Below are 12,406 nucleotides of genomic sequence, written 5' to 3' on the forward strand. Positions count from 1 at the left end.
CGGACCCGGTTTCCGACAGGGCGCCGGATCAGGCACCCGGTTTCTGATAGCGGTCCCAGATCGCCTTGACCCCCGGTTCCGCGAGGAGGGCCGTGCGCAGCCGGGCAATCGCCGGGCGGCTTTGCGCCGGGGGATACCAGTCGGTGAGCATGAGCAGGTAGGGATCGAGCGCCGAGAGGCGCTCGCCACCGAAAAAGGGGCCGGGGGTCAGCGGATCGTCCAGAACCGCGAAGAGGCGCTCGAGTTCCTCCGCCGCGGCCTGCTTCACGCCGGCGATCCCGGCTTCCTCTGCCGTAAAGCGCTTGGGGTAGTAGTAGCGCAGATCGGCGCCGTAGAGGTTGACCGCCATAAAGAACAGCCAGCGGTCAAAGGCCGCCCGCTCGAGGCTGCCGGGCGGCGGTGCCAGACGCGCCTCCGGCGTGCTGTCGGCGATGTGCAGGACCATGGCCGCCGATTCCGTCATGACCTGTCCGTCCGGCAGGATCATGACCGGCACCTGACCCATGGGATTCAGGCGGCGAAACTCCGCGCCCCAATGCTCCTTGGCATCCCAGTCGACAAGCACCCGCTCGTAGGGCGTTCCAGCCAGGGCCATAACCACTTCGGGCGCGAAGGCCCCGGTGTTCTCGGCCCAGTAAAGCTTGTACATCGCGTCTCCCATCACCGATCCGGACTTGCGCAGGCCGAACCTTAGCCCGGCGGCCTCCTGCCAAACCACGGACAAGCCGCCTCGAACTGGGCGGCCAGGGCGAAGAGGCGCGCCTCTTCGCCAACCGGCGCGGCGACCTGCACGCCGATGGGCAAGCCTTCCTCAGACCAGTGCAGCGGCAGCGAGGCCGCCGGCTGGCCGGACATGTTGAACATCTGGGTAAAGGCGACGTAGGGCTGGACGGCGCGGATGAAACCGTCGAAGTCGTCGCGCAGCGTGTCGATGGTGCCGAGGCGCGGCGGCGGCTGCGCCATGGTGGGCGACAGGACGATGTCATACGCGCTAAGGAAGGCGGCAAGGCGCTCACCGACGGAGCGCACCACCTGCTGGGCGCGCAGATAGTCCCTGGCCGCGATCCCGTTGCCCCGTTCGACGAAGCGCCAGGTGACGATCTCCAGGTCCTGCTCGGTTGCGCCCTCGGGCCAGAGCGGATTGCCGGGGCCCAGGGCATCAGCCATGTTGGCGCCGACGATGACGGTCATGGCCTGGCGCAGGGCGACATAGTCGATGTCCGGCGCCGCCTCCACGACCTCGTGGCCGAGCTCGGCGGCCAGCGCCGCGGCCTTTGCAAGCGCCGCCGTGCAGTCCGGATGGACCGGCACGTCCTCCGGAGTCTGCTGGTGCCAGGCGATGCGCAGCCGGCCGGGATCGGACCCCACCGCCTCCAGAAAGGGCCGCTCGGGCTTCGGCAGGCTGTAGGGATGGTAGGCGGGCGGGCCGCAGGTGGCATCCAGAAGCGCGGCGGAATCGCGCACCGAGCGCGTCACGGCATGAAAAGCCGTCATCCCCGCCCAGGCGTCATTGGTGACGTTGCGCCCGCGGCTGGGCTTCAGCCCGAAGAGCCCGCAGCAGGAGGCCGGGATGCGGATCGATCCGCCGCCGTCGGAGGCATGGGCAATCGGCACCATGCCTGCCGCCACCGCCGCACCGGCCCCGCCGCTGGACCCGCCCGAGGAGGTGTCCAGGTTCCAGGGGTTGCGGGTCGCGCCATGCTGCGCCGTCTCGGTGCTGACGTTGAGGCCGAACTCCGAGGTGGCGGACTTGCCGACGACGACCAGCCCCGCCGCGCGCCAGCGCGCCACCATGGGGTCGTCGAAGGGCGCGCGGTAGTCGGCGCACCAGCGGCTGCCGTTGCCACAGGGCCGCCCGCGCCGGAAGGTGTAGAGGTCCTTCAGCAGAAAGGGCAGGCCGGCGAAGGGGCCGTCCCAGCCGCCCTCGGCCAGCTCCGCCCGTGCCGCGTCGTAGAAGCGGTGCACCACGGCGTTGACGGCGGGGTCGCGCGCCTCGATGCGGGCGATCGCCGCCTCCAACACCTCGGCGGCGGCGACCTCGCCACGGCGGATCAGCTCGGCGAGGCCGAGCCCGTCGTAATCGTCCAGCAGGGCGTCCTGCGGCACTGCGCCCCCTTCCGCGTCAGCCGCCCATGGCGGCGCTAATCGTTCCGGGTTCAGTCGGCCCGGATTCAGTCAGCAAGCGCTTCGCAGGCCGTCTTGATGCGCTTGCAGGCCTCCTCCAGCGCCTCGGTCGAGGTGGCGTAGGAGACCCGGAAGTGGGGCGAGAGGCCGAAGGCCGCGCCGTGCACCGCCGCGACACCGACCGATTCCAGCAGATAGGTGACGAAATCCTCGTCGGTCTCGAGGACCTTGCCGTCGGGCGTCTTCTTGCCGATGCAGCCGGCGCAGGAGGGATAGACGTAGAAGGCGCCCTCCGGCTTGTGGCAGTGCAGGCCCGGGCAGTCGTTCAGCATGGAGACGACGAGATCGCGGCGCTGCTTGAAGACCTCGGCCCGCTCCGGGATGAAATCCTGCGTGCCGTTGAGCGCCTCCACCGCCGCCGCCTGGCTGATCGACGAGGGATTGGAGGTCGACTGCGACTGCACCTTTGCAATCGCCTTGATCAGCGGCTGGGGGCCGCCGGCATAGCCGATGCGCCAGCCGGTCATGGCATAGGCCTTGGAGACGCCGTTCATGGTGAGGGTGCGGTCCTTCAGGCCCGGCTCCACCTGGGCCGGGGTCACGAACTCGAAGTCGTCGTAGACCAGGTGTTCGTACATGTCGTCCGTCAGCACCCAGACCTGGGGATGGCGCATCAGCACGTCGGTCAGCGCCTTCATCTCCGCGCGGGAATAGGCCGCGCCGGTCGGGTTGGAGGGGCTGTTGAGGATCAGCCAGCGGGTCTTGGGCGTGATCGCTGCCTCCAGCGCCTCCGGCTGCAGCTTGAAGTTCTGATTAGCGCCGCAGGACACGATCACCGGCTCGCCCTCGGCCAGCAGCACCATGTCCGGGTAGGACACCCAGTAGGGCGCCGGAATGATGACCTCGTCGCCCGGGTTCACGGTGGCCTGGAAGGCGTTGTAGAGCACCTGCTTGCCACCGGTGCCGACGGTGATCTCGGCCGGGCCGTAGTCCAGCCCGTTCTCGCGCTTGAACTTGGCGGCAATCGCTTCCTTCAGCGCCGGCGTGCCGTCGACGGCGGTGTATTTGGTATCGCCCGCGTTGATAGCGGCAACCGCCGCCGCCTTGATGTTGTCGGGGGTATCGAAGTCCGGTTCGCCGGCGCCCAGGCCGATGACGTCCTTGCCCGCGGCTTTCAGTTCACGCGCCTTCGTGGAGACGGCAATGGTGGGCGAGGGCTTGATTCGCGACAAACGCTCCGCGATCACGGACATCGGTAGTTCTCCCGCAAAGATGAGTGGCGATGAGGGGCGGTTCTCGCCAGGACAACGTCTGAAACGCCAACTTAGTCCCGGCCCCGTCGGGCTGGCAACCGGCAAAGCCGGGAGGCTGGGTTGCGGCGGGCCCCACCGCCCGCCCGCCACACCAGGGATGGACGGGCGATAGACGGGAGATAGACGGGGGGATCGGCGCCTTAATCGGTCACAAGCCACCACGGAATCGCCCCAATCTCGGTCCGCTCTCGCCACGGTCCCCTGGCCCACTGGCGTCCTGGAAAAACCGCCGCCTCACGCCCGATGAGCAGGCCCGCGAACAGATTGGATCGCTGCCAATAGAACGGATTGGGGCTTCGGCCCGACGAAGTGAGTGAAGCTTCGGACCGGCGGCGGTCCAAGGGACGAGAGAGAGACCTGGGGGACGACCATGATGCGTCACGACATGCTGCCTTACCGGCCGGCCAGCCTGATCCCGCCACAGATGATCCGCGCCTGCCTGCGCTCGGTCTTCGTGGTGAGCGGCACGCTGGGCTTTGCCATCGCCATCCTGATCCTGAGCTTCGCCCTGCGCGGCCTGCCCGCCGCCTATGGCGCCGAAGCGGGTCAGGACCTGCCCAACGGACTCTTCTTCCGCTCCGGCGACGGCCAGACTGGACTGGAGGCACCGGTGCTTCAGAGCGACGTCAGCATGACGGTGAACGGCCTGGTGAACCGGGTCACCGTGCGGCAGGTCTTTCACAATCCCAGCGACCGCTGGCTGGAAGGCATCTACGTCTACCCGCTGCCCGAACGCTCCGCCGTCGACCGCCTGACCATGACCATCGGCGACCGCAAGGTGCAAGGCCGCATCATGGAAAAGGCCGAGGCCGAGCGTGCCTATCAGGCCGCCGCCGAGAACGGCCAGCGCGCCAGCCTGGTCAGCGGCGAGCGGCCCAACGTCTTCGTCACCTCGGTGGCCAACATCGGGCCGGGCGAAAGCATCGCCATCGAGATCGGCTATCAGGACGCCGTCGCCTACGAGAACGGCGTCTTCGCGCTGCGCTTTCCCATGGTGGTGGCGCCGCGCTACAGCCCGGCACCAGACGCGGTGGTCGAGTCGCCCTCGGCTCCCGTCACCCCCACCCCAGCCGTCAACCCGCCGCGAGACGCGGAAGCCCGCGACCTCTTCGGGCCGGTCGAGACCGGCGGGAAGCGCAACCCGCTGTCGCTGGCCATCACCCTGGATGCGGGCGTCCCGTTACAGAACGTGAAGAGTCTCTATCACCCGGTGATCATCGAAACCCTGGAGAACGGCCGCCAGCGGATCGACCTGCGTGACGGCAGCGTGCCGGCGGACCGCGACTTCGTGCTCGAGTGGCAGCCGACCCCCAGCGCGGCACCCCAGGCCGCCGTCTTCGCCGAGCAGGTCGGCGCCGACACCCACCTGCTGGTGATGATGGTGCCGCCGGAGCCCACCTGGACAAACACCGAGCCGGTGCCCGCCCCCTTCCCGCGCGAACTGGTCTTCGTCATCGACACCTCCGGCTCCATGCACGGCGACTCCCTGGATCAGGCCAAGGCCGCCGTCATCGCCGCCCTGAAAAGCCTCAACCCCGAAGACCGCTTCAACGTCGTTCAGTTCAACAGCGTCACCAACGCGCTCTACCGCCGGCCGATGGTGGCCTCCGTCGCCAACGTCTCGCGCGCCTTTCACTACGTCAGCGCGCTGGAGGCCGAGGGCGGCACCGAGATGGCGCCGGCGCTGGACTTCGCGCTGACCGGCGGCACCGCCGACGGCTACCTCAGCCAGATCGTCTTCCTGACCGACGGCGCCGTCGGCAACGAGCACGAACTCTTCAAGGTGGTCGCCGAGCAATTGGGGGACAGCCGCCTCTTCACCATCGGCATCGGCTCCGCCCCCAACAGCTACTTCATGCGCAAGTCGGCCGAGTTGGGCCGCGGCAGCTTCACCCACATCGGCGACCTGGAGGAGGTGGCCACGCGCATGGAAGCGCTCTTCGCCAAGCTGGAGAACCCGGCCCTCACCGACATCCGCGTCGGCTGGCCGATCGCCGCGGGCAAGCGCGTCGAGGCCTACCCCGGCCCCCTGCCCGATCTTTACGAAGGGGAGCCGGTGACCTTCAGCGCCCGCCTGGAAGGCGTTCCCCTGGAAGAGCTGGAAGGCCAGATGCTGATCACCGGGACCGGATCGGACGGCCCCTGGCAGCAGCGCCTCCCGCTCGAGACCCTGACCGCGGCGCCGGGCACCGCCAGCCTCTGGGCCCGGGCCAAGCTGGTCGCCATCGAGGACCGCTTCTACGACACGCCGGGGGTCGACAGCGCCGCCGTGCGCGCCGACGCCCTGGCCCTGGCCCTGGAGCACGGTCTGGTCACGCGCTACACCAGCCTGGTGGCGATCGACGAGGAACGCGCGCGGCCCGAAGACGAGAGCCTCCAGAGCGAGGAGATCGCCCGCAACCTGCCCGAGGGCTGGAGCGCCGAGCATGTCTTCGGCAGCGCCGAGGCGGAAGCCGGAGCCGACCCGGCCCGCCTCCAGGCACCCCCCATGCAAGTGCCCGCCATGCAAGTGCCCGGCACGCAGGCACCCCTGATGGATGCAGCCCAAACGAAGGCAATGCGCAGCTTTGCGCTGCCGGCGCCGCTGCTGCAGCAGGCCGAGGCTGCCAGGGACGGCCAGCCGATCATGCTGCCGCAGGGCGCCACCCCGGCGGAGCGCATGGCCCTCTTCGGCGGCCTCGCCCTGACCGCCGGCCTCCTGCTGCTGCTCGTCCTGCGCCGGCGCAAGGCGGTCCAGGTTGCTTAGCGCTTCGAAAGCCAGGCAGGCTTTCTGCGGCCTCGCCCTGCTGCTGGTCGGCCTCGGCCTCTGGCAGCTCGGCGGGGCCGCCCTGATCCACGGCAAGGCCTGGCTCGCCCAGCACCTGATGGAGCGCGCCTGGACCCAGACCCTGGCCGGATCGGCCACCGCCAAGCCCGGGGCCGTCAAGCCCTGGCCCTGGGCCGACACCTGGCCGGTGGCCCGCCTGCAGGTGCCGGCACGGGACATCGACCTCTTCGTGCTGGCGGGCGCCTCCGGGCGCACGCTGGCCTTCGGACCCGGCTGGGTCGCCGGCACGGAGCGCCTGAACCACGACGTGCTCGGCGGCCACCGCGACACCCACTTCGCCTTCCTGCGCCACCTGGAGCCCGGCAGCCGCTTCCGCCTGCAGGACCGCAGCGGCGCCTGGCGGGACTACCGCGTGCGGGGCCACGCCGTTCTCGACGTGCGCCAGGAGGTGATCCTGCGGCCCGGCCGGGACCGGCACCTGCTGACGCTGGTCACCTGCTATCCCTTCGACGCCGTCGCACCGGGCGGGCCGCTGCGCTATGCGGTCACCGCCGAGGCCATGGACGGGGAAGCTTTCGGTGCAGCGGCAGCCGAAACCGCTGCGGCGGAACACGCTGACTTCAACGGGGGAGAAACCACAACCGGGGGAATTGAACCAGGAAAGGTACCCTCAGCCCATGCTCTTTGACCCCACGCTCATGACCCAGCACAAGCCGGGACCGCTGGACCGCGGCAGCCGTCTGCGCCGCTGGTCGGCGCGGCTTTTCGTCCTTGCCCTGATGGGTGTCGGCCTCGGCGCCGCGCTGCTGCTCTTTGCGCCCCTGCTTTAGGCGCCCCTGCGTCAGGACCAGTGATTTAGAAACGGAAGACACCGATGGCATCCATCCCGACCCGGCCGCATCCGCTGTGGTTGCGGCCCGACCCTGTCCGGCCGACCGGCGGCCCCGCCACGCCGGCCCTCGCGCCCGGGCGGAACCCTCAACCGCCGGCCGCTCCCCCCGAAGAGCAGAGCGCGGCGGCTCTGCGCCGCGCCTTCCGCACGCCGCCTCCCTTGATGGGCGGCGGCTGGAATGGAACCAGGCGTCAGTCGTAGCGCAGGCTGGGGAACCAGTCGCCGCGGCCCTCCGGCAGCAGGTCGAAGAGGTGCCAGACCGGCGACATCAGATCGATGCCGCGGGCGAGGTCCGCACCGATGGGCGCCGAGCCGGTGTAGAAGTGATAGACGCGGCCGTCCTCGCCCTTGCGGAACACCGAGACGCCCGGCCATTGGCCGAAATCGTCCTCCATGCCGAAGTCGGCGTTGAAGCTGGTGTCGTGGCTCGACAGCAGACGCAGATGATTCCAGCCCCGCGCCGCGGCAAAGGCCCGCAGCCTGCCGATCTCCGCCTTCGCGACCAGCACCAGCGCGGCCCGCTGGCTTACGTGCTCGGCCACCGCATCGTAGCCGTCGGCCCACATGGTGCACATGGGACAGGGGTTTTCCGCCGCCGCGCCGAACATGAAGTGAATGAGGATGAGGTTCTCCTTGCCCAGGGCGAAGAGGTCGCTCAGCCTCGCGTCCGTCATCTCGGCGGGCGCGTTGCGGGAGAGATCCGCCGGCCCTTCCCTGAAGACGTAGTCGGTCTCCAGCGGCGTGCCTTGAGGCAGGCGCCGGCGCAATGCGGCCACCTTCTCGCGCTGCTCCTTCAGCGCCACCTCGGCGTCCATAAGTTCCCTGCGCAGCCGGCGCTGCTCGGCGCTGGCATGGGGCAGCAGAACCGGTGAGCGCGCCGCCATGCGCGCCAGGGCGTCTTGCATCGGGTTGTATTGCGTCTCGGGCATCTTAATCCTCCACGAAAGGCACCAGCTTCTCGAAGCAGGCCGTCCAGCCGCCGTTGTGCAGCGCAGCCATGGCCTGATCGGCGAAGCCTTCGTGGGTCAGGGTCAGTTCCGAGCCCTCACCCAGCGGTTCGATCTCCACGGTGACCAGGGTGTCCCTGCCCGCGGTCGCCGAGGAGGACCAGGTGAAGACCAGCCGCCGCGGCCGCTCGATCTCCCTGTAGACACACTTGTGGGCATAGGTTTCCTCGCCCGTCATGACGAAGTCGAAGCGCCCGCCGACGCGCAGGTCGAGTTCCAGGGCGGCCATGACCATCTCCCCCGGCACCAGCCACTGGCGCACCATCTGCGGATCGGTCCAGGCGTCGAAGACCAGTTCCGGGCTGGCATCGAGCCTGCGGGTCAGGCGCACCACCGGCTTGCTCAAGGCCGTCTCCACCATCGTCCTTCTCCCATTGCTGTGTCGCAAAGGCCTCGTTCAGCGCTTCAGCGCCGCTTCCAGCTTGTCGAAGGCGCTGTTCCAGCCGCCCTCGTAGTTGCCGGAGGTCTCGGCATCGGGGAAACGCTCATGGATCAGGGTCATGCGCGCGCCCGGCTTGCCGTCGGCGGTCTCGGCCTCCTCGATGCCGATGGTCAGGCGGCTTTCGACGCCCTTCAGGCCGCCGCCGGCCCAGGACATCACCAGCCGGCCCGGCGGATCGATGATCTCGAAGACGCCGTGGTGCTCGTGGTCGTCCTCGCCGCGCATCAGGACGTGGTAGGCACCGCCCACTCTCAGGTCCACAGCGGCATCGGCGACGTGCAGGTCGAAGGGGCAGAGCCACTGGCTCAACTGTTCGGGCTTGGTCCAGGCATCGAAGACCGCCTGGGGCGTGGCCTCGTAGACGCGGGTGATCCTGACCGTCGGCGCAGTCCCGAAGGCCGCGGCCGGCGCCACGCTCTCGCTGCTCAGCGCATCGCTCATGACTTTCGTTCCTTTCCATCAGATCCGTGGGGGGAGTTGTCCCGGGTTTTCTGCCGCTTGAGGAAAGCGTCCAGGGCGTCCAGCCGGGCTTCCCAGAAGCGCCGGGTTTCTTCCATCCAGCGCGCCGCCTCCAGGATCGGGGCGCCTTCGAAGGAAAGCTGATGCACCCGGCCCTGCACGTCGCGCTTCACCAGCCCCGCCCGCTCCAGAACGGCCACGTGCTTTGAGACGGCGTTCAGAGACATGTCGAAGGGCTCGGCAATCTCCGTCACCCGCGCCTCCCCCGCCATCAGCCGGGCCAGAATGGCCCGCCGGGTCGGGTCGGCGAGGGCGGAAAAGGTGCGGTCCAGACGCTCTTCAGTATATTCAACCATCTGGTTGAATATACGAGATTGGAACGCGGCGGTCAAGAGGCCGGGCGCGGGCTCCTGCCAGGCTCCCGACTCTCCTGACAGACTGCTGGCAGGAGCTGCCGCTGAGCCCTCTGGCTGAAGGGCACTGCAGCGGGCATAGTTGGGTCATAGAAACCGGAGCTCGGGCTCGAGCAAGACAGGGAACCAAGGATGTTGAGACAGACACAGCGGGCGCTTGTGATCTCGCTGTTTGCTGGGTTCGCCATGGCCGTCGGCAGCCCAGCCGGTCATGCCCAGAACTACCAGCCGAGAGAAATCAACGGCGTTGGGGACAGTGCGCGCTTCCCCATCTCGATCGGGATCTTCGAACGGCACCGCATCTTCGCCTACTCGGCCGGCCTGGAGGACGTCTCCGTCGGCTATAACTCGGCCGAACCGGGGTATCGTTCCGGTTCGACGATTTACTTCTATCCGGTCTACAATCGCATCGGCGATGCGGCGGCAAATCTGGAGCTGGAGTTCGCCACTGTAAAAGCGCAGATTTCCCGCTACCCCGGCGGCCGTTGGGTCGAGGACCGTGCGACCGTCAAGGTCCATCAGGATTCGGGTCCGGTCGGCGGTCTGTCCGCGACCTACCGCTTCAAAGCGCAGTTTTTCGGCGAGGAGCGAGAGTTGTTCTCAGAGCTGCAGCTCTTCGTCATCGGCGAGCGTTTCGTCAAGTTCAGGCACACCTATCCTGCGGAGCATCGGGAATTCCTGCGCCTACAGATTGACAACCTCATGGCTACGCTCAAATGGGAGGATGTCGACGAAGAGGAATTGATCCGTGCGCTGAGCCACGCGCTTTAACCGAACACCCAGACGAGCAAAAAAGAGACCATGCCGAATTCCGTCCTCACCCCCTTCCCGGCCAAGCCGGCGGACGTTACCGCCGGGACGCCCTTCAGGATCGATTCCGATTTCGTGCCGGCGGGCGACCAGCCGCAGGCCATCGCCGAGCTGACCGGCGGCCTGCGCGAGGGGGAACGCGACCAGGTTCTGCTGGGGGTCACCGGCTCCGGCAAGACCTTCACCGCCGCCCACATCATCGCCGAGCTGCAGCGCCCCTCCCTGGTGCTGGCGCCCAACAAGACCCTGGCGGCCCAGCTCTATGCGGAGATGAAGTCCTTCTTCCCGAACAACTCGGTGGAGTACTTCGTCTCCTACTACGACTACTACCAGCCGGAAGCCTACGTCCCGCGCAGCGACACCTATATCGAGAAGGAAAGCTCGATCAACGAGCAGATCGACCGCATGCGCCACTCCGCCACCCGCGCGCTGTTCGAGCGCCGCGACGTGGTGATCGTCGCCTCGGTCTCCTGCATCTACGGCATCGGCTCGCCGGAGACCTATGCCACCATGATCGTCGAGGTGAAGGCCGGACAGGAGATCCGCCGCGCCGAGCTGCTGAAGAAGCTGGTGGAGCTGCAGTACAAGCGCAACGACGGCAACTTCCACCGCGGCACCTTCCGCGTGCGCGGCGACACCCTGGACATCTTTCCGGCCCACTACGAGGACCGCGCCTGGCGCCTCACCCTCTTCGGCGACGAGGTCGAGACGATCCACGAGTTCGACCCGCTGACCGGCGACAAGACCGACAGCCTGGAGTCGGTGAAGGTCTACGCCAACAGCCACTACGTGACGCCGCGCCCGACCCTTCAGCAGGCCGCCAAGCAGATCAAGGAAGACCTGAAGATCCAGCTCGAGCTGTTCAACCAGCAGGGCAAGCTGCTGGAAGCCCAGCGCCTGGAGCAGCGCACCACCTTCGATCTGGAGATGATCGAGGCCACCGGCTCCTGCGCCGGGATCGAGAACTACTCGCGCTATCTCACCGGGCGCAATCCGGGCGAGCCGCCACCGACCCTCTTCGAATACCTGCCGGAGGACGCGCTGCTCTTCGTCGACGAGAGCCACGTCACCGTCGGCCAGTTGAACGGCATGTTCCGCGGGGACTATTCGCGCAAGTCCACGCTCGCCGAATACGGCTTCCGCCTGCCGTCGTGCATCGACAACCGGCCGCTGAAGTTCGAGGAGTGGGAACAGATGCGCCCGCAGACGGTCTACGTCTCGGCCACCCCCGGCCCCTGGGAACTGAAGCAGACCGGCGGCGTCTTCGTCGAACAGGTGATCCGCCCGACCGGCCTCATCGACCCGGTCTGCATCGTCCGCCCCACCGAGAGCCAGGTCGACGACCTGATCGGCGAATGCAAGGCCATGGCTTCGGCGGGCAATCGGGTGCTGGTGACCACCCTCACCAAGCGCATGGCCGAGGACCTCACCGAATACCTCCACGAGGCCGGATTGAAGGTGCGCTACATCCACTCCGACGTGGACACCCTTGAGCGCATCGAGATCATCCGCGATCTGCGCCTCGGCGTCTTCGACGTGCTGGTGGGCATCAACCTGCTGCGCGAGGGGCTGGACATTCCCGAATGCGCCCTGGTCTGCATCCTCGATGCCGACAAGGAGGGCTACCTGCGCTCCACCACCTCGCTGATCCAGACCATCGGGCGGGCGGCGCGCAACGTCGACGGCCGCGTCATTCTCTACGCCGACAAGATGACCGACAGCCTGACCGCGGCGCTGGAGGAAACCAACCGCCGCCGCGAGAAGCAGCAGGGCTACAACGAGGCCAACGGCATCACCCCGGAATCGGTCAAGAAGCAGATCGCCGACATCCTGGAGAGCGTCTACGAGAGCGACCACGTCACGGTGAAGACCGGCGACGAGAAAACCAAGCACATGGTGGGCCACAACCTGCGCGCCTACATCGAAGACCTGGAAAAGCGCATGCGCGAGGCCGCCGCCGACCTGGAGTTCGAGGAGGCCGCGCGCCTGCGCGACGAGATCAAGCGCCTGCAGGACCAGGAACTGGGCCTCGACAAACCGGGCTCAGCCAGCGGCGACGGCAGTGGAGCCGGCTTCGCCGACCGCATCGCCAAGGCCGGAGCCGCCAGCAAATCCCGCAAGGGCAAGTATCGCGGGCGCTCCGGGGGAAGGCGCCGGTAATCCGTCGGCGCTGGAACGG

12 protein-coding genes are annotated in these 12,406 nt (G+C 68.0%); 5 read left to right on the forward strand and 7 right to left on the reverse strand.

Features of this window, described 5'->3' with window-relative positions:
* Positions 1 to 28: 28 nt before the first annotated feature.
* The 3 genes from ACO06P_RS09770 to ACO06P_RS09780 form a co-directional block, all read right to left on the reverse strand.
* Entirely contained in the window at positions 29 to 718 is a 690-nt protein-coding gene (locus ACO06P_RS09770) for a glutathione S-transferase family protein (protein ID WP_420349927.1), read from the reverse strand.
* Positions 691 to 2,106: an amidase gene (locus ACO06P_RS09775; RefSeq protein ID WP_420349928.1), complete on the reverse strand. Its 1,416-nt coding sequence runs from the start codon at positions 2,104 to 2,106 to the stop codon at positions 691 to 693. Before ACO06P_RS09775 ends, ACO06P_RS09770 begins: the two co-directional genes overlap by 28 nt.
* Positions 2,107 to 2,171: 65 nt before the next feature.
* Positions 2,172 to 3,377 (reverse strand): aspartate transaminase, encoded by a 1,206-nt coding sequence (locus ACO06P_RS09780; RefSeq protein WP_420349929.1) that lies wholly within the window; start codon positions 3,375 to 3,377, stop codon positions 2,172 to 2,174.
* Between the two features lie 430 nt (positions 3,378 to 3,807).
* Between ACO06P_RS09780 and ACO06P_RS09785 the strand changes: the two genes are divergently transcribed.
* Genes ACO06P_RS09785 through ACO06P_RS09795 form a run of 3 tightly spaced genes read left to right on the forward strand, consistent with a single transcriptional unit; the run spans position 3,808 to position 7,034 of the window.
* Positions 3,808 to 6,183, forward strand: coding sequence for a marine proteobacterial sortase target protein (locus ACO06P_RS09785; protein WP_420349930.1), 2,376 nt, complete (start codon positions 3,808 to 3,810; stop codon positions 6,181 to 6,183).
* Positions 6,176 to 6,892 (forward strand): class GN sortase, encoded by a 717-nt coding sequence (locus ACO06P_RS09790; RefSeq protein ID WP_420349931.1) that lies wholly within the window; start codon positions 6,176 to 6,178, stop codon positions 6,890 to 6,892. The genes ACO06P_RS09785 and ACO06P_RS09790 overlap by 8 nt, the downstream gene beginning before the upstream one ends.
* Complete coding sequence (locus tag ACO06P_RS09795; protein WP_420349932.1) at positions 6,882 to 7,034, forward strand: hypothetical protein; 153 nt, start codon at positions 6,882 to 6,884, stop codon at positions 7,032 to 7,034. Before ACO06P_RS09790 ends, ACO06P_RS09795 begins: the two co-directional genes overlap by 11 nt.
* A 253-nt stretch (positions 7,035 to 7,287) precedes the next feature.
* Here the strand turns inward: ACO06P_RS09795 and ACO06P_RS09800 are convergent, their stop codons facing one another.
* Genes ACO06P_RS09800 through ACO06P_RS09815 form a run of 4 tightly spaced genes read right to left on the reverse strand, consistent with a single transcriptional unit; the run spans position 7,288 to position 9,360 of the window.
* Positions 7,288 to 8,025 (reverse strand): DUF899 family protein, encoded by a 738-nt coding sequence (locus ACO06P_RS09800; protein WP_420349933.1) that lies wholly within the window; start codon positions 8,023 to 8,025, stop codon positions 7,288 to 7,290.
* Between the two features lies 1 nt (position 8,026).
* Positions 8,027 to 8,464, reverse strand: coding sequence for an SRPBCC family protein (locus tag ACO06P_RS09805; protein WP_420349934.1), 438 nt, complete (start codon positions 8,462 to 8,464; stop codon positions 8,027 to 8,029).
* A 36-nt stretch (positions 8,465 to 8,500) separates the two neighbouring features.
* Positions 8,501 to 8,986 carry an SRPBCC family protein gene (locus ACO06P_RS09810; RefSeq protein WP_420349935.1) on the reverse strand — a complete coding sequence of 162 codons (486 nt, stop codon included), beginning with the start codon at positions 8,984 to 8,986 and terminating at the stop codon, positions 8,501 to 8,503.
* On the reverse strand, positions 8,983 to 9,360 hold the full coding sequence (locus tag ACO06P_RS09815; protein WP_420349936.1) for an ArsR/SmtB family transcription factor: 378 nt from the start codon (positions 9,358 to 9,360) through the stop codon (positions 8,983 to 8,985). The genes ACO06P_RS09810 and ACO06P_RS09815 overlap by 4 nt, the downstream gene beginning before the upstream one ends.
* A 216-nt stretch (positions 9,361 to 9,576) precedes the next feature.
* Between ACO06P_RS09815 and ACO06P_RS09820 the strand changes: the two genes are divergently transcribed.
* The gene (locus tag ACO06P_RS09820) at positions 9,577 to 10,188 is read left to right on the forward strand and encodes a hypothetical protein (protein WP_420349937.1); all 612 of its coding nucleotides are present in this window, start codon (positions 9,577 to 9,579) and stop codon (positions 10,186 to 10,188) included.
* 30 nt (positions 10,189 to 10,218) lie between these two features.
* Entirely contained in the window at positions 10,219 to 12,387 is a 2,169-nt protein-coding gene (gene uvrB / locus ACO06P_RS09825; protein ID WP_420349938.1) for an excinuclease ABC subunit UvrB, read from the forward strand.
* Positions 12,388 to 12,406: the final 19 nt, after the last annotated feature.

Source organism: Pelagibius sp. (assembly GCF_965227505.1).
Classification (GTDB): Bacteria; Pseudomonadota; Alphaproteobacteria; order Kiloniellales; family Kiloniellaceae; genus Pelagibius.